The sequence below is a fragment of the Chryseobacterium sp. MEBOG06 genome (assembly GCF_021869765.1).
GTDB lineage: Bacteria > Bacteroidota > Bacteroidia > Flavobacteriales > Weeksellaceae > Chryseobacterium.
Map to the genome: position 1 here is coordinate 3,693,813 of NZ_CP084580.1, position 19,123 is coordinate 3,712,935.

General features: G+C 36.6%; 11 protein-coding genes and 1 pseudogene. 6 read left to right on the plus strand and 6 right to left on the minus strand.

The window, feature by feature from the left end; all coding sequences use genetic code 11:
• Positions 1 to 3,528: a DUF6443 domain-containing protein gene (locus LF887_RS16895; protein WP_236855428.1), complete on the plus strand. Its 3,528-nt coding sequence runs from the start codon at positions 1 to 3 to the stop codon at positions 3,526 to 3,528.
• Between the two features lie 20 nt (positions 3,529 to 3,548).
• On the plus strand, positions 3,549 to 4,052 hold the full coding sequence (locus tag LF887_RS16900) for a hypothetical protein (protein WP_236855429.1): 504 nt from the start codon (positions 3,549 to 3,551) through the stop codon (positions 4,050 to 4,052).
• A 332-nt stretch (positions 4,053 to 4,384) separates the two neighbouring features.
• Here the strand turns inward: LF887_RS16900 and LF887_RS16905 are convergent.
• Positions 4,385 to 5,586, minus strand: a pseudogene (locus tag LF887_RS16905) (IS256 family transposase).
• Positions 5,587 to 5,795: 209 nt separating this feature from the next.
• Positions 5,796 to 6,185 carry an SRPBCC family protein gene (locus LF887_RS16910; protein ID WP_236855430.1) on the minus strand — a complete coding sequence of 130 codons (390 nt, stop codon included), beginning with the start codon at positions 6,183 to 6,185 and terminating at the stop codon, positions 5,796 to 5,798.
• A gap of 36 nt (positions 6,186 to 6,221) precedes the next feature.
• On the opposite strand from LF887_RS16910, the gene LF887_RS16915 reads away from it, so the two are divergent.
• Positions 6,222 to 6,833 (plus strand): NUDIX hydrolase, encoded by a 612-nt coding sequence (locus LF887_RS16915; protein WP_262912478.1) that lies wholly within the window; start codon positions 6,222 to 6,224, stop codon positions 6,831 to 6,833.
• A 90-nt stretch (positions 6,834 to 6,923) separates the two neighbouring features.
• Here the strand turns inward: LF887_RS16915 and LF887_RS16920 are convergent, their stop codons facing one another.
• Both LF887_RS16920 and gldJ read right to left on the minus strand, forming a co-directional pair.
• Positions 6,924 to 8,195, minus strand: a complete 1,272-nt coding sequence (locus LF887_RS16920) for a UDP-N-acetylmuramoyl-tripeptide--D-alanyl-D-alanine ligase (protein WP_236855431.1) — start codon at positions 8,193 to 8,195, stop codon at positions 6,924 to 6,926.
• Positions 8,196 to 8,260: 65 nt separating this feature from the next.
• Positions 8,261 to 9,862: a gliding motility lipoprotein GldJ gene (gene gldJ / locus LF887_RS16925; RefSeq protein WP_236855432.1), complete on the minus strand. Its 1,602-nt coding sequence runs from the start codon at positions 9,860 to 9,862 to the stop codon at positions 8,261 to 8,263.
• Positions 9,863 to 10,026: 164 nt separating this feature from the next.
• Between gldJ and porU the strand changes: the two genes are divergently transcribed.
• The 3 genes from porU (at position 10,027) to LF887_RS16940 (ending at position 17,628) form a co-directional block, all read left to right on the plus strand.
• Positions 10,027 to 13,926, plus strand: coding sequence for a type IX secretion system sortase PorU (gene porU, locus LF887_RS16930; RefSeq protein ID WP_236855433.1), 3,900 nt, complete (start codon positions 10,027 to 10,029; stop codon positions 13,924 to 13,926).
• 60 nt (positions 13,927 to 13,986) lie between these two features.
• The gene (gene porV, locus LF887_RS16935; RefSeq protein WP_236855434.1) at positions 13,987 to 15,150 is read left to right on the plus strand and encodes a type IX secretion system outer membrane channel protein PorV; all 1,164 of its coding nucleotides are present in this window, start codon (positions 13,987 to 13,989) and stop codon (positions 15,148 to 15,150) included.
• A 219-nt stretch (positions 15,151 to 15,369) separates the two neighbouring features.
• Positions 15,370 to 17,628, plus strand: a complete 2,259-nt coding sequence (locus LF887_RS16940) for an FUSC family protein (RefSeq protein ID WP_236855435.1) — start codon at positions 15,370 to 15,372, stop codon at positions 17,626 to 17,628.
• A 44-nt stretch (positions 17,629 to 17,672) separates the two neighbouring features.
• Here LF887_RS16940 and LF887_RS16945 read toward each other — a convergent pair whose 3' ends face one another.
• Entirely contained in the window at positions 17,673 to 18,287 is a 615-nt protein-coding gene (locus LF887_RS16945) for a 4'-phosphopantetheinyl transferase superfamily protein (RefSeq protein WP_236855436.1), read from the minus strand.
• A gap of 179 nt (positions 18,288 to 18,466) precedes the next feature.
• Positions 18,467 to 18,985: a pyridoxamine 5'-phosphate oxidase family protein gene (locus tag LF887_RS16950; protein ID WP_236855437.1), complete on the minus strand. Its 519-nt coding sequence runs from the start codon at positions 18,983 to 18,985 to the stop codon at positions 18,467 to 18,469.
• Positions 18,986 to 19,123 lie beyond the last annotated feature (138 nt).

The following is a 19,123-nucleotide window of genomic DNA, read 5'->3' on the forward strand; positions in this document are numbered from 1 at the left end:
ATGAAAAAATTAATAATTCCTATAGGTGTACTTCTTGTAATGGGCACTGTAAAAGCACAGGTACAGCTGCCCTCCGGTTTGAGCAGTACCAATGAAAATTATATCTACACAAGGACTTACCTTGAACCTAAAACCCAGAGTGATGCCAATGCCAGACAGGTTCAGTCCGTTCAGTATTTTGACGGTTTAGGAAGACCCAAGCAGGTCGTGAATATCAAAGCATCACCGTTAGGAAAAGATATTGTTACCCATATTGAATATGATCAGTTTGGGAGACAGGTAAAAGACTACCTTCCCGTTCCCCAGGGAAACACTTCAAACGGAGCTATTGTTCCCAATCCATTGGGTAACGCTCCATCAGTGTATGGTAATGAGAAGATCTATTCAGAGAAAATACTGGAAAACTCTCCTTTAGACCGGATTCAGCAGCAGATTCAGGTGGGTACAGACTGGGCTGTTAAACCTGTGAAATTTGGCTATGAAGCCAATATCACGACAGATAAAGTAAGGAAATTTGCCACCTCTTCCAGCTGGGTGAACGGAGCTACGTTCTCATCAATCAGTAATAACGGGATGTATGGCGAAGCCCAATTGTACAAAAATACAGTCACCGATGAAGATGGTAATAAAACTATTGAATTTAAAAACGGTCAGGGCCAGATTATATTAGTCAGAAAAGAGCTGAGTGTAACCAAAAATGCAGATACGTATTATGTTTACAATGAATATAATCAGTTAGCTTTTGTAATTCCTCCGCTTCTCTCTCAGTTAGAGACCTGGGGTATGGCGGAACATGATGCTTTGGCCTATCAGTACCGTTATGACGGAAGAGGCAGGCTGGTAGAAAAAAAGCTTCCAGGTAAAGGCTGGGAATATATGGTGTATGATAAAGCCGACAGACTGATCCTTTCTCAGGATGCTAACCAGAGAGCTTCATCCAGCTGGATCATCTCTAAATATGATCTATTGGGAAGGCCTATCTATACAGGAATACTAAAGGCTGATAATACCAGAATCGGAATGCAGAACCAGATCAGTGGCGGAGCTATTATTGAAGGCAGAGACAATACCCCCCTGACGGCAAACGGAATGCCTTATTATTATACCAATATGCATTGGGGGCTGGACACTCTGCTGTCTGTTACCTATTACGATTCTTATCCTCAGCAGTATAGTTTTAATCCTCCTTTCCCTTCAAGCATTCTAGGTCAACCTGTACTGACTGAAAACCCAACCGCTGACGGGAGAAGCACCAAAGGACTGCCTGTGATGAGCCTTGTGAAAAATATTGAAGATGATAACTGGACAAAAACTTACACCTATTATGATACCAAAGGAAGAGTGATTGGCACTCATTCTATCAATCATCTGGGAGGGTATACCAGAACAGAATCTCAACTTGATTTTACAGGCACTCCCCAACAGGTTATTACTAAACACAAGCGCCTAAACTCAGATTCAGAAAGAGTGCTAACAGAAACGTTTGAGTACGATCAACAAAACAGATTACTGGTACATAAACATCAGGTAGACAATAATCCTGTTGAATATCTTACCCAGAATAAATACAATGAACTTTCCCAACTGGAATCTAAGAAAGTGGGCGGAATTGCTGCGGCATCCCCGCTTCAGCAGATGGACTATAAATACAATATCCGCGGATGGATGACCCAGATCAATGATCCTGCCACCCTGAACGGAAAACTCTTTGGGTATAAGATCAAATATAATACCCCTGAAAACCCATCGACAACTGGGAAGTTCAACGGAAATATCGCAGAAATAGACTGGAATAACAGTTCTGAAAACAATCTCAAAAGATATGTTTATGAATATGATGCCCTAAACAGGCTTACCAATGCTTTTTATAAAGAACCGGGAACGGGAGTCAGCGGTAATTTTGACGAATACCTGACCTATGACCTGAATGGAAACATCAGTAATCTCAAGCGTACAGCGGCAGCTATGCCAGGAAATACGGCTACTTTGGTAGATAATCTTGATTATATCTATAATGGCAACCGCCTGACCCAAGTGATCGAAAATGCCATGAACGATACCGGTTATGAAGGAGGTAATAATATCATAGATTATGACCTGAATGGGAGTATGACCACGATGAAGGATAAAGGAATTCAGAATATTGCTTATAATCATCTGAACCTGCCGGACCTGTTCTCCATCAATCAGAATAATCCTTTAGGAGGGCTTACCAGTTTCGGACTGAGCTATCTTTATAGGGCAGATGGCACAAAAGTACGTAAGACTTACACCTCTGGAGGCGGGAAAGGACAAAACAAAACGACAAAGATGACAGACTATCTGGATGGATTTCAATATAATTATATCGAAACCTCAGGTCCTTGTTTATGGTGCAAAACCAGTGTTGCCTTTGAAGCAGAAGCTTACAGAGATAAGAATATTTTTGATCCCGGAATCATATCCCCTATATGGCTGCTTGATTTTGTCCCCACTGCAGAAGGATTTTACAGTTTCATAGAAAACCGCTATATTTATCAGTATAAAGACCACCTCGGAAATGCCAGGGTAAGTTTTGCCAAAGACAGCACAGGCAACCCTGAAATAACGGATACGAATAATTATTATGCATTTGGAATGAATCATATTGGAGGAGTGAAAGGCTTGTTAGGAGGTTATATGAATTATAAGTATAACAGCAAGGAGCTGCAAGAGACAGGAATGTATGATTATGGGGCAAGAATGTATATGCCGGATTTGGGTAGATGGGGAGTTATGGATCCACTGGCGGAGAAAATGAGAAGATATAGCCCTTACACTTATGTAGGCGATAACCCTATAAGGTATATAGACCCAGATGGAAGAAAATTTATTAATTTTGACGAAAATGGAAACTATACTGGTACTACAAAAGATAATTGGTGGCATAACTTATGGAATGGAAGTAAGGGAAGAGTTGTAAAAAGTGATGGAAGTACACAGCAGAAATTTAGATTTGCTGATCCTAAAAATGATGTTGCTGATATACAATCAGGTAAAATAAATAAACTTGAATTTGTTACAGAAAAACAAGTCCGTACATTAGTTAGATGGTCAGGAGCATTTGATCCTAAAAATAAAGCGAGTAATAGGAGTCTTTCTGAAAGATATGATTATATAAAAAAAGAAGGAATAGGCGGAGGAAAAATGGATTTTGCTTATACACAAGTACCTAAAATGTTTCCAAATGCAAAACCAAGTAACCCTACGACCAATACTTCAAATACAATATTTTTAGTTGAAGGTTTGGCTCATAATCAGAACAATTTTGGGAATTTTTTATTTGGTGCATCAGGTCGTGCTATGCAATTCACAGGAGCTGAATTATCGTTAGGAGCACATTATAATAGTGTAGTTAATTCTAGCACAAATGGTTATAGTAGTCAGCTAGATTCTTCTGATGATCAACTTTCTATATCTAGTGGAGTGCTTTTTTCAGATAAGTACAATTATGGAGATATGCAAATTCAAGTAACTGTGGGAACTCCTACACCAGCTAATATACCATAAAACTTAAATCAAATTAAAAAATGAAAAAATTTATTTATTATTTATGTCTATTGTTTATAATATCTTGTAAAAGTAATTATGAAAAAGAATTTATTAACAGATATTCGAATTATGATTTTTCAAATTATCAAGGGAGTGAGATTTACGTAAGAGGGTTTTCTTCTAGAAACTCCCCAATAATATTTTTAGAAAGTATCAAGAATAATAATTTTGTACGACTTACGATAAATTATAATAAACAGTCTAAGAGTATTATTGATATAGAAGAGAGTTATCCTAAAGATTCTTTAAAAGAGAATTTAAAAATTAATGCTAATGATCAACTGAAAAAACTCACAGCAGACTTTGTTGATATGAATATTTATTATTTAAAAGTAGATAGTTTAGGCAATGTATATGTTAAACCATCTGCTGATGAACACTCTCCAGTCATAGGGAAGTTTATTTCAGAAGAATATAGAAAAAAGATATTTGTAAAAAGTATTTCTCTAAAAAACGGATGGTATAAAGAAATTTATGATTAGATAATTTGTAAGAATAAGATGGTAATGTATCAAATGTGTTGGTAAGCCGCTACGCATTCTATGACTTTGAGTAGATAAAAATAACCCACCGCAAAAGCGGTGGGTTTTGTGTATTATAGCGTTGCGATATTTTTAGGTGGTACATTTTCGTAGTTGGATCGATAAAAGTACAGAGCAAATGTATTAGAAGGAATCATTGCTGCTATAGAGATATAGAATCCTGTTTCAGATCCATTAAACTTTAGTATCCACAAAAGGATAATTACAATGGTAGTATATAGTGAAGACACTATCCCACGAAGTGTGTAAGTTAAAAAGTTAGGGCTTGGATTTTATAATCTGAGCCTTTGTTCAAAAATAAGCATAAACTGGTTAAGAACAATACCCCAATTTTGAATTGGCATGGTCCATTTTTTAGTAGATTCTTTTAAAGCGAGATACACTGATTTCATTACGGCATCATCTGTAGGAAAAGACATTTTGTTTTTGGTGTATTTTCTGATTTTTCCGTTGAGATTTTCAATTAAATTAGTTGTATAAATGATTTTTCGGATCTCTAAAGGAAATTCAAAAAATACAGTCAGCTCATCCCAATTATTCCGCCAGGATGCAATAGCATAAGAATATTTGCTTTCCCATTTTTCTGCAAAATCGTCCAGAGCTGCTTCAGCTGCTTGTTTTGTTGGAGCAGTGTAAATATGCTTCATATCGGCAGAAAATTCTTTTCTGTCCTTCCAAACTACATATTTGCAGGCATTTCTGATCTGATGGACAACACAGATCTGGGTTTGAGATTCAGGAAAAACAGAACGTATGGTCTGGGTAAATCCGTTTAAATTATCGGTGGCGGTGATGAGAATATCCTCTACACCACGAGCTTTTAAATCTGTGAGAACACTCATCCAGAAGGCTGAGCTTTCATTTTTTCCAAGCCACATTCCCAATACTTCCTTTCTCCCGTCACGGCTTAATCCCACAGCCAGATAAACGGTTTTATTAATGACTTTGGAGTTTTCCCTTACTTTGAAAACAATCCCATCCATCCAGACAATGAGATACACATCTTCAAGCGGCCGGTTCTGCCAACTTACTGCTTCACTTGCAACCGCATTGGTGATTCGTGATATGGTGGAAGTAGAAACCTCAAAATCATACATTTCACGGATTTGTTCCTCAATGTCTGATACGCTCATTCCTTTGGCATAGAATGAGATGATAATGTTTTCCAAACCATCGATAATGTTGTGCCTTTTGGGAACTAATGCTGGCTCAAAACTACCTTCTCTATCTCTGGGAACCTTAATCTCGGATTCCCCAAAAGAAGATTTTATTTTTTGGTTCCATGACCGTTTCGGTAATTTCCATTAGTTGTTTTACCATGCTTTTCGTTGTCCAGATGACTGTCCAGCTCTGCATCCAACATGTGCTCCACAGCTTTTTTGTGTAGTTCTTTGAAGAAGGATGTTAAATCTTCCCCATTCTTAAAGGACTTATAGAAATCCTTGTTGTTTAATAAGTCTTCTTTGTCTATCATAACTATATAATGGTTAAAAATAATAAAAAGTTATTTCCGTAAAATTTTTTGAGCTCTAAGGGCTCAAAATTTTCCAGAATAACTTTTCAACTTACACAGTTAGTGAGACACTACCATAGTGAAATAAACAAAGCAGATATAAGAGCGATCCAGTTGTTGACAATCTTATAAAAAAAACAAAAAAACCTTCACATATGAAGGTTTTTTTATTATTTATAAGCTTCGATTTTGTCAGTAAGCGTATTGATAAAGTTTTGTAATGGTTTTTCTACCATCATTTTGATGAACGGATTGAATTTCCCCTCAAATAACATCTGAACTTCAGTCTGGTTTTCGTTGATTGGGTTCAAAGTTGCCGTCAATGAGAAATCTAAGCTTGAACTTGCGGATCTCAAAACAGCTTTCTGATCGTCTACTTCATCTATTTTCAAAGCGATTTCCGGCATTCCCTGTAATCCAAATTTAAAACCGTTATCTCTTGTTTCAAACTTTTGAAGACCGTCCGGCATAAAATCTTTGTAGTTTTCAGGAGTTTTTAACAATTCCGACAACTCTTTAGATGATTTATTGACAATAATTTTTCGTCCTTCTAAATTCATTTTTTATTTTTGTATTTAAATTCTTAATTCTTACAAATGTATAAAGTTTTTGTGAACGAAAAAAAATTATTGATATCTAAGCATCCCGAAAGACTTGAAAAAAATCTCGGGTATGAAAGTTTCACGACTTTAGAGATTGCATTGGATATTTTGGAAAATACTTCAGTGAATGAACTGAATGTTTTTGGTGAGAATATTGAAGAAATCTGGCATGAATTCCAGAAGCTTTTCAGAATTATAGAAGCTGCGGGGGGACTTGTTAATAATCCGGTAGGAGATACACTTTTTATCAAAAGATTAGGCAGATGGGATCTTCCTAAAGGAAAAATGGAAAAAGGAGAATCCAGAGAAGAATCTGCCGTACGTGAAATAGAGGAAGAAACAGGTCTTAAAGATGTTGAACTCGTTCAATTCATCAATACAACCTACCATATTTATGTGGAGAGAAATGGGGAAAAAATATTAAAATGCACCCATTGGTTTGAAATGAAATTCAGCGGCAATGATACTTCCAAGCCACAGACTGAAGAAGGCATTACTGAAGTTGCCTGGAAGAACACCGTTCAGATTGAAAATGAAGTCTTTCCAAGTACATTTCAGAATATTAAGCTGATTGTAAAAGAATTTTGGGATTCAAAGGCAAAATAAATTTCAAAAGTCTAAAGGACGGTAGAGGAGCATTGAACCCCTCCTCTACCCTGCCGTCTTGTAAATATAATCAGCTTCCTATATAATATCTTAAATGAAGTCGATCAGTTTCTCCAGCGCTACGCCTCTTGATCCTTTCAACAATATATTTTCGGCTTGAATTTTATGATCTTTTAAATATTCTATTACACTTGCGGTATTTTCGAAAGCAAGATCTGAAGGATTAACAGCTTTAAAGTGTTTTCCTACTGTGATAATTTCATTAAACCCTAAATCCTTTGCCAGTTTTAAGATATTCTGGTGTTCTTTCTCACTTTCATCACCTAATTCAAGCATATCACCGATAATAATGGTTTTACTCCCTTCAAAAGTAACAAAATTATTCAGTGATGCTGTCATGGAACTTGGATTGGCATTATAAGTATCCAGCACCATTGTTCTGCCGTTATTCTTCACAACCTGAGAGCGCATATTCGTCGGGGTGTAAAGCTCAAGAGCATATTTTATTTTTTCAAAACTGATTCCAAAATGAAGTCCTAGACTGGCTGCCGCACAAAGGTTAGTAAAATTATAATCTCCTGTCAGTTTTGATACAGCTTTCATTCCATTATAGCTCAATCCTACAAAATGTTCTTCAGAAAAAGATTCAAAATTATAATCTGAACTCTCCTTTCCAAAAGTAATAACTGGTGAATAATTTTCTGTTTTTTCAGTTTGGATAGGATCATTTTCATTAACAATGATTGTTTTATGATTATTTTTAAGATAATCATACAGTTCAGATTTCCCCTTGATTACTCCCTCAAATCCGCCAAATCCTTCTAAATGGGCTTTTCCAAAATTGGTAATATATCCAAAATCAGGTTTTGAAATAGCAGACAGGAATTCAATTTCCTTCTGATGATTGGCTCCCATTTCTATCACAGCCATTTCATGCTCAGGCTTGATAGATAGGATGGTTAGAGGAACCCCGATATGATTATTGAGGTTACCCGATGTATACTGTACATTGTATTTTTCTGAAAGTACGGCATGAATGAGTTCCTTGGTAGTTGTTTTCCCATTACTCCCTGTAAGACCTATAAAAGGGATGCTAAGCTTGCTTCTGTGATAGATTGCCAGCTGCTGTAGGAAATCCAAAGTGGATGGAACATAGAAAATATTTTTATCTCTGTTTTCAAATTCCTGCTGTTCAACTATTACAGCCAAGGCACCTTCGTCAATAGCTTTTTCGGCTATAGTTGCTGCGTTGAAATTATCTCCGGAGAAGGCAAAGAAAATATCATTTTCTGCGATTTTTCTGCTATCAATGGTCACTTTACCAGCCTGCAGAAACAAAGGATAAAACTGTTCTATATTCATAGGTCAAAAATAAAAAAACCTTCCGGAAATCCGGAAGGTTTTATATAAGTATTTTTTGATAAATATTATCTTCGAGTTCTACTCTTGTCATTTGTTCTTGCATCCTGAGCGACACGGAAACCAATCCAGCCAAATGCTTTTCCTTGGTTCTTATATCTTCTTTGTCCCGGATCCAGCCAATATGCAGTATCTTGCCAAGACCCCCCTTTTACAACTCTGATATCGTTAGACATTTCAGAAGTTCTGTCTTTGGTATCTTTTTGCATTTTCACCTTACCTGTAGCGTCTACAACAAATCTTTTTCTAGGAGAATTATACATATCAAATCCTGAAGCAGAATCTGATGCTCTGTAATATTCTAAAGAAGACTGTCTGTCACCATCTCTGTAGTTTCTGTAATCAGCAATCGTTTCTCTTTCAAATTGTCCCGGAAGTCCTTTGTAAACTAATCTTCCGTCAGCTAAAGTATCATACTTAATAGTACCTTCGTCGATCATTTTGTAAGTTCCGTCACCGTTTCTTACGATAGCCTGAGGCATATTTCCTCTGTAATAATTGAAATCGTTGTAATCTTCGTCAATGATTGGTCTGTACACATCAGCAGTCCATTCAGAAACGTTACCATACATACCATAGATTCCTAAATCATTAGATGGATATTTTCTTACGTCGGAAGTCTGTGCAGAACCGTCATTTTTCCATCCTGCTATACCAGAATAGTCACCTTTACCCATTTTAAAGTTTTCAAGGAACATTCCTCTTTCTTTTCCTTTAACCCCTCTTAATCTTTCAATTTCAGGTTTCTTTCCAAGGTATTGGTTATATTCTCTGGTTTTCGCCATTCCAAGAGCTGCATATTCCCATTCTACTTCAGTAGGAAGTCTGAACTTCTGTACCATTGCAGAATTTGGAGCTCTGTTTGCAGATAATAGTCTCTGGTTTGTTGTTTTCATCCCAGATTTCTGCTGCATTCTTTTTTCATTAATATATCCTTGCATCTCCGGATCATTCGCTTTGAATTTATCCATATTAAATGCAGTTCCTCCCTGGTTGTTGGATTCGTTGATATATAAATCTTTAGCAATAACACCTGCCTGCATCAAAGCCTTTTCATTTGCTCTGTCTGTCAGCCATTCACAATATCTGTTTGCCTGAGTCCAGGAAACTCCTACTACAGGGTAGTAATCGAATTCCGGAGAACGCAGATAAGTTTCATTATAATCGTTTCTAGCTAATTTATTGTCCCATAATAGAGTATCTGGCAGGGCGCCGTTATAGATCTCCTTAAAACTAGGATCACTTGGAGGGAATACATACTTCAACCATGTAAGGTATTCGCGGTATTCGTAGTTAGTAATCTCAGTTTCACCGATAAAGAATGAACTTACCTGCATTCTGCGAGGCGTGTTATTCCAATCGTGCATAACATCATCTTTCACTAATCCCATTGTAAAAGTTCCACCTTCTACATATACCATTCCTGGCCACCCCTTCTGTTTTTGTTGCTTTCCTGCAAAAAACCAACCTTGTTTTTCGTTTGGTTTCCAACCTGTCTTGCTGACAAATTTTTTAGTACCGCCTCCTTTGCTGGTTCCTGATCCGCCACAGCTGGTTAATGCAAGTGTAGAACTTAATGCTATTAATGAAAACAACTTTAGTTTTTTCATAGTCGATATAAATATTTTCAAAGTACAAAGAAAAAATAAATTATTCAATAAATCAAGTAAACATTTGATTTTTTTGAAAAACGTTAACAAATTAATTTTATTGTATCGCAATTTAATTCTAAAATTTTCATTTATTTTGTAATTTAGCAATTTCAATAATAAACATGAGACGAAAAATCACTCTTTTATCCTTAATCGCTTTTGCATCAACACTTTACGCCCAAAGAAACACCATAGAATGGAATGGTTCTAAAATTCAGGATTTTGGTGAAACAAAAATTAATCTTCCCATTTTCAAAAATGAAGGTTTTTCTTTCAGCCAAAATAATGTTTTTATAGTAACTAAGCAAAAAATCGGAGAAAAGCAGTTAAAAATTTCAGACCTTTCCTGGGAGAATGTTTCCAACCAGGATTTATTTGAATTGGATAAAGGCAGCCTTCCTGATTATGATGTGGCAGATGTTTCCTATTATACATTGGATGGGGACACTTATGCCAGTATCAGCGTTGCCTTATTTAAAAATGTGAAAGGCCGTGTTCAGAGACTTTCTTCATTTAATGTTACTGAAGGTGCAGCTCCTATTAATGCTTCAAGCACATTTAATAAGGTAGGAACTACAGGTAATCCCTTATCCAGTGGTAATTTTTACAAAATAAAAGTTGACAAATCCGGTATATTTAAAATCACATCACAGTTTTTAAAAGACAACGGGATCAATCCTTCTTCTGTAAATCCTAAAAATTTCAGAATTTACGGAAACGGAGGTATTATGCTTCCCGAATACAATCAGGACACCAAGTATGGTGCTTTGCAGGAAAACGCCATTCAGGTTGTGGGTGAAGATGACGGGGTATGGAATGATAATGATTATGCTCTTTTCTATGCACAGGGACCTGACGGATATAATCTTTATGATACCAACAACGGAAATGGCTTCAAAAGAAAAGACACAAGATTTTCTGAGAGAAGCAATAATGTAAAAAATATATACGAAGATTTTTCTTATTACTATATCAATTTTGATAAAGGAGCAGGAAAAAGAGTTCAGTCCATTGACGGAAATCTCCCTGCACAGCTGATCACAAGGTATGACAGCTATCAGGTCATCAATAAAGATCAGAAAAATCTTTTGAAAGTGGGAAGAACGTGGGTAGAAGACACTCCTTTCAATAGTGAAAAAGATGTAACCATCACTACCAATTCTCCTATACAGGCTAATGATCTTATACGATACAGAACTCAGGTAGTTGGATACAGATCACAACAGAACAACATTGATTTTAAAATCAACAATCTGGCACCGTCTTCAAAAACTGTACCTGCAGACAGTGGAGCGATTCAATATAATTTTTATCCCATAACCTATTCGGGGACCATCACCAATCTTACCGGAAATCAGCTTACGATTAATTATAATCCTAATATTGGTAAAAACCCTAACGGAACTTTCTACTTCGATTATATTGAGCTGCAATACAAAGAGAATCTTGCATTTAATGGTTCACAGATGAACTTCAGAGATTATTCTATTGTAAGCGGAAGCAATACCAACTATGGATTCAGTATAACCAATGCCGGAAATATAGAGCAGGTATGGGATGTGACAGATATCACCAACGCAAACAGAAGAGTAAATAAAGCGGGAGCAGGTTCTTTCAACTTTGCCTATATTGCTGCTGATCAGAACTTCAACAATGAATTTGTAGCTTTCCGTTCTGACGCAGCCTTCAACCCACAGTTTGTAGGTAGGATTTCCAACCAGAATCTTTCCATATTACAGAATATTGATTATCTCATTCTTACTGTACCTGAAATGATGGGCCAGGCACAAAGACTTGCCAATTATCATCAGACAGCCAATAACTATAAGGTAGAGATTGTAGATATCAGTAAAATCTATGAAGAATTCGGAAGTGGAAGCAAAGACCTTACTGCTATCAGAGATTTCGTTACCAAACTGAATACACCAGCCGGAAGGCTTAAATATGTATTTATACTTGGAGACGCATCATTTGATTACAAAAACAGAATCTCAAATAATACAAACATTGTTCCCAGCTATCAAAGTGAGCAGTCTTCAGATTATGTATCGTCATTCGTTACCGATGATTATATTGTAATGAACCAGCCGCAGAATACCCTTTTAATTGAAAATAATTTACCCGATGTGCCTGTCGGAAGAATTCCTGCTGCTAATGTCACTGAAGCATCAGATATGATCAGCAAGACCCTAGCTTATTACAATTCTCTGTCCGGGCAGTCAAGTCCTTTTGGAGAGTGGCGTATGCGCCTTGACTTTGTAGTGGATGATAATAATGAAGGAGGAAGTCCTTTCCACAATGTTATGAACTCTAGTTTGGCGAGTATATTCGAACAGCCCGGCCAGCTGGATCTGAAAGAATACAATGTAAAAAAATTATATATGGATGCCTTCCCTGCTCAAAGTACTTCAGGAGGACTAAGGTATCCGCAGGTGAATCAGGCAATTTCCAATGCTATAGGAAACAGCTTATATCTTTTCTATTTCGGACATGGAGGAATCAATGGCTGGGCACAGGAAAGAGTATTAACCAGTACAGAAGTTCAAAACTCAAACAACTTCTCTAATGTATACAGCAGGTTTCCGTTTGTTTCTACTATAACATGTGAGTTCACATTATGGGATGAGCCGGGAACAAATTCTGTGGGAGAGCAGTTTATTAAGCTAAAACAAGGGGGCGTTTCGGCAATGATCACTTCCAGCCGTGCTATTGGTGTAGATTACGGACGTGATTTCACCAACACCTATACCCGAAATATATTTAAATTAACCAATGATGATTTCAATTCTTTAGGGTATGCTCATTTAATTGCAAAAAAACAGAAAGGTCCTAATAATAACCACCTGAAGGTAAATTTCCTTGGTGACCCTGCTATGAAACTAAGCAGGCCACAAAGATTGCTGACTATTGATAATATTGAAACTCCTGTTCCCGGATTAATCAGAGGATTGGATTTTGTGAAAGTAAAAGGACACATCAATAAACCTGACGGAACTCTAAACAGTACTTTCAACGGAAAAGTAGCCATCAACATTTTTGATAAGAGACTAAATAAAAAGACCTTAAATAACAACGGTGCTTTATCTCCTGTATTAGACTATACTGAAGAAGGAAGTGCTATCGTAAAAGCTGCAGGAACGGCAGTAAACGGAGTTTTCAATGCAGAATTTTATGTACCTAAAGACATTAACTACACTGTAGGAGACGGAAGAATACTGGCATATGCAGACAATAAGGCAACGGATGTATTCAACAACCAGACTGTACAGGTAGGTGATATCAACCCCAACGGAATCAATGATAACCAGCCTCCAAAAGTAAAACTGTATATGAATAATACCAACTTTGCAGATGGTGGTATTACCAATCAGAACCCAATGCTTCTTGCCTGTCTTACGGATGATACAGGAATTAACTCTACCGGATCAGGAATAGGACATGATATTACGGTTTATCTGGATGGGCAGATTATTAATACGGTAATTTTAAATGATTTTTATGCTCCGGGTGAAGGAAACGGATGTCTGAATCCAAGTCTTGCAGACTATCAAAAAGGAAATGTATCATATCCTTTCAAGAATCTTGCCATTGGACAACATCAATTAGCATTTAAAGTTTGGGATATAAACAATAATTCTACATCTGCTACGTTAAATTTTGAAGTTAAGGATGAATCTGACCAACACCTGATCATTAACCGTCCGCTGAACTGGCCAAATCCATTCACTAATAAGACCTATGTACAGTTTGAACACAACTGTGATGATATTCTGGATGTGAATGTACAGATCTATACAATTACCGGAAGATTGGTAAGAACTTTATCTCAGCCGGTGGTTGCAGAACCTTTCCTACAGGGCTTTAGAACCCCTCGTCAGGCAATAGAATGGGACGGAAGAGATGATTTTGGAGCAACAGTAGCAAAAGGTACGTATATTTTTAAGATATTTGCAAAAAGTCAAAATCAAGAAAAATGCAAAGGAAGTGCCACAGCTGTAGAAAAAATGGTACTTTTGAAATAAATTAACTTATACATAGATAATAATATTAATAAAAAACTGATAATATATAAAAGACAACATATGAATTTAACTACTAAACTGCTTTTAGGATTTGGTTTGAGTGCTGGTTTTTTAGGCTATTCGCAAGACTTGGGTAAAGTAAACCCAGTACTTACCGGAGCTCCATTTCTAAGAATTGCACCTGATGCAAGGTCTGGAGGTATGGGAGACCAAGGGGTAGTAACCTCTCCGGATGCATTTTCACAGTTCTGGAATGCTGCAAAATATCCTTTTAGCAGAACAAGTTCTTCCATAGGTCTTAACTATACACCTTATATGGGAAAACTTACCAATGATGTATTCTTATTATATGGTGCATTTCATAAGTTCCTGGGGCAAGAAGAAAGATCTACCATTTCTGCAAGTATCTATTATTTCAATATGGGGCAAGTAGACCTTACTCAGTTGGTAGGTACAGAAATTGCTTCAATGGGTACATCAAAACCAAACGAATTCTCTATTGACGTTGCCTATGCTTTGAAACTTTCTGATTCCTACTCTATGGCTGTAACTGGTAGATTTATCCGTTCAGACTTAGCCGGAGGATTCAACACAGATACTACACTTAAACCTGCCAACTCTTTTGCTGTAGATGTTTCAGGTTACTACACTTCACCTAGATTTTCCAGTTTTGGAGGATATGATGGTAAATTAAATGCCGGTTTAGCTATTCAGAACTTAGGTCCGAAATTGGACTATACCGGAAATGAAGAATCAAGATCTTATCTTCCTACGATGGCAAGATTGGGGATTGGATATGACATGTTCCTTGATGATATGAATAGAGTCGGATTAACAGTGGAAGGTTCAAAACTTTTAGTTCCAGGATCTGAATATGCAGGAATAGATCCTAATACAAGACAGCCTATCTATCAAATTCCAAACGTAGGACCAATGGCTGGTATCGGAAAATCTTTCAAAAACAAAAACAGTATCATGTATAGTGGTGCTTTGGAATATTCATATGATAATGCTTTTTCTGTAAGAGGAGGTTACTTCCATGAAAGTGAAGAACAGGGAGCGAGACAGTTTGCAACAGCAGGTATTGGATTAAAGTACCGTTCTTTCGGTCTTGATCTTTCTTATCTTATTAATATGTCTAAAATCAACAGTGCATTGGATAACACTCTTCGTTTCGGTCTTACCTGGAACATAGGAGATGAAACATCTAATAACGATCGTTAAAAAAAGACAACAGCAATACAAAAAGCCTCACCAACATGGATGAGGCTTTTTTTGTACTGTAATCAATGATCCCCCTGCAAGCTTCTCCGTTTATTTTACACATCAGAAATTCACTATTCACAATCACAAAAGCCGATTATTAAAAAAATATAACATTTAAGTTGACAAAAGTCTCTTCTTTATGGCGTCTTTTATAAATCCAATAGCTATTTTTGTAATATGAACTATTCGGCAGAGCTAAAAAAATTTGTGACCAGTCAATATGTATATTCTGCAATCAGAATTACATTAGCAACTGTTCTGCCTTGTTTGGTTCTCGCTCATTTTGGAATTTTAAAAGAATACTTCCTCTTCCCTCTCGGAACGAGTTTTGTGGCATTGACAGATCAACCCGGTCCTTTCATCCGAAGAAGAAATGCTCTTACTTTTGCCATTTGCTGTTTTGTCTTTGTCGCCCTGATCGCCAGTCTTGTGATGAATTTCAGAATACTGGTACTTCTGGAAATCGTTGTATTTGGAATGTTTTTCTCACTCATTGGAGTCTATGGCCAGAGACTGGCCGCTGTAGGTTCATTATCTCTGGTTGTACTTGCCATCTTTATTGACGGGCATCTTACAGGAAGTAATATCCCGAAGAGCTTGCTGATCTTTGCCAGTGGCTGTATATGGTTTTTGCTCATATTCCTTATTGTGACAACCATCCGGCCTTACAAACTGGCGGGGCAGATGATTGGTGAGAACTATCTGCAGCTGGCTGATTTTTTAAAGATCAAAGCCAACTATTATCAGAAAAATCCTGATTTTGATAAACTGACAACGCAGGTTATCGCCAAACAAATCGAAATAAAAAACTTACAGGAGGATACCAGAGAAACCGTTTTTAAAACAAGAACCATTGTCAATGAATCTACCACCACCAGCCGTTTGCTGATGCTGATGTTTCTGAACTCCATGGACCTTCATGAGAAACTGATGACCTCAGAAAGTGATTACCAGAAATTGCAGCAGAGTTTTGAAGACAGCATGATCCTGGTTAACATCCACGATTATCTGAATCTTTTGGCTGAAGAAATCACCAACATCGGAATCGCTCTTCAAAGTGGAACGAGAGCAAAACCCATATTCAACCTTGAAATTGAATTAAAGAACCTTAATTATAATTACTTCGAGCTTAGAAATAAACAGCTTTCTTCGGAAAGTCTGGAAAACTTTATGGTCCTGCGTCAGATCCTGATGCGTATCAATGAAATCACAAAGGAGATTAATGAAATTTATAAAGTTTTTTCCCAAAACATAAAACTGGCAAAGAGTTTATCTACCGGTCTAGACCTGAAAAAGTTTATGCCTAATGAGCCTAAGCTTAATTCTAAAGTCTTAAGGAATAGTATTTCCTTATCATCATCTCATTTCCGACATGCAATAAGAATTACCACTGCTTTACTGTTCGGTTATCTTTTCTCTATGTTTGATTCTCTCGGGCTGGGGCATACTTACTGGATTTTAATTACCATTACCGCTATTTTAAAGCCTGCTTATTCCATTACCAAAAAGCGTAACTTACTCCGTCTCTACGGTACTGTTACAGGAGCCACCATTGCCTATATCATTCTGCATTTTATCCATATCAACGGTATTTTGCTCGCTATACTGCTGATCAGTATGATAATGTGCTTCAGCTTTTTGAAAGGACGTTATTATTGGGCAGTTTTATTCATGACCATTTATGTTTTCCTGAGTTTTAACTTTTTGAATCCGGGGAAAATAGATGTGATATTTAAAGACAGGATTGTAGATACAGCCATCGCTGGCATCATCGCATTTTTAGTTTCTTATATTGTACTTCCTGTCTGGGAACACACACAAAATCTGGACCTGATGAAAAAGTCTGCAGCAGACAATCTGATTTATTTCCAAAGTGTGATTTCTAAATTTTTGGACGGAAATTTTGATCTTGAAGATTATAAAGTAAAACGGAAAAATGCAATTATTTCACTGGCCAATCTTTCTGATAATTTCCAGAGAATGATCTCTGACCCTAAAAATCAACAGAAAAAACTGGAAGTGGTTCATCAATTCGTTGCTACATCGCATCTTGTCACAGCTTACACAGCTTCTCTTTCTCAATACTCTCAAAATAATGAGCTGTATCCTGAAATTGATGCCGAAAGCTGGAGCAGAAAAATTGAAGCAGAAATGCAGCAGACCTCTACCCTTCTGGAGGGTAATGAAATAAATGAAACCCTGAAAATGGAGAGCCGTCTTGAACCGGAAGATTCGTCCATTGAAGATATGCTTCTGAAAAGAAAAACAGAGATTGAGGAAAGTGAAAGCATTGAAAAAATAGACCCCGATAAAATTTCGCATTTAACGGAGCTTAAAAACATTCACGATATTCTGGAACTGATCTACGATGTTGCCAAAGAACAGCGTAAAGTGATCGAAAAATATAAAGCTGAAAAAGTCGCTGAAACTGAATAATCAGTATTCTTTTATTCCTTATATAACCGAGGCCATAATATGATCTACTCCTCTACAATCGTAAAACAGTAGTCATCAAAAAACTCTACCCTGGCTTTGAATTCGTCCGAAAACTCTTCATCATATACCCTGCAGCTTATTTTATGAAGGTGCATCAGCTCGAATGGTTTTACTTCGTAATTTTTCTTCAGAGACCAGTATTTTGAATGGTGAATCTTGTACATGCTTTCTTTCACACTCCATATAATGGTATAAAAAGTATCAGCTTTGTCTTCCGGAATGAAATCCCGCTCATTTTCGTAGGTGAATTTATCAATTACCCTTAAGATTTTAGGATTGAATTTTTCTACATCTATACCTATTTTGTTTTGGGAAATAGCAATAGCAGCAAATGGAAAAGAATGGGTGATGGAAATTTCCGCATCCTTGGGAGAAAGAAAAGGTTCTCTTTCTTTATATAAAATTTTAGAATGAGGTTTAAGGCCCTTTAGCAATTTACGAACCATTAATACCTCCAGCAGTTTCTTGGGATGGTAGTCTTTTACCTTTTCAGCATTTTCAGGTTCCAAAAGCTCATTGATATCAAGCTCTTCACTTTCATCATACTTCCAAACAAGGATAGTCGCATTATCATCTGAAAAATCTCGGTAAAGGGGCATTCTTTTTTTATTCGGTAAAAATACTAAAAAGAAACCACTTGTAAAAAGGATGAGAGAAGACAGAAAGATGGAAGTCAATATTGATCTGCGAGCAGCATTATATTTAACTGAAACTATCCGTTAAAAACATTTTAGTGTTTTATTTAATGCCTGTTAACTTCCATCTTCTGTTTTCTTAATTATTTAGACTGATGGTTCGCATCATTTCTATGCTCAATAATTTCCAGATTTTCATCTACAAAATAAGCACTCCCGAATCCGTTCACATATGAACCTTTTACAGGCTGTAGTGCAATTAAAATAAAATCTTTCATCTCAGAAATAATATCCACTACTTTTCCGTGAGTTTCTTTAAGCTGGCCAACTACCTGGTTCCAAACTTCAGAATCTCTTTCAATCTGAGAAGTTGCAGCTTCCAGGGTCAACCTTTCGCGGGCATAAATTTGTTTAGTAGCAGATTCATCCTCAATAAACATCACTGAAGTTTTTCTCCCTTCTGAAAGATTTTTGGTATGTCTTGCCATAAAAGATACAAGGATGTAAAATGTATTTCCTGCCTGAACAAACGGTGCATAGCTGGAAGTAGGATTTCCTTCAGCATCAGTTGTTGCCAGAATAACGCTTTTTGTATTCGCAATAAGTTCCTTTACTTTAGGAGCTACAGGCTTTGTTTTTTTCTCTGTATTTGTATGATCCATAGAATATAAATTATGTCATAAAAGTAGTTATTTATATTAAGACTAAATAATATTAAATCATGTTTAATCTCATAAAACAGAACTTAATCCGGCGTTTTTTTATTTTAATTATTAATTGTAATTTTGCATTTCGTTATC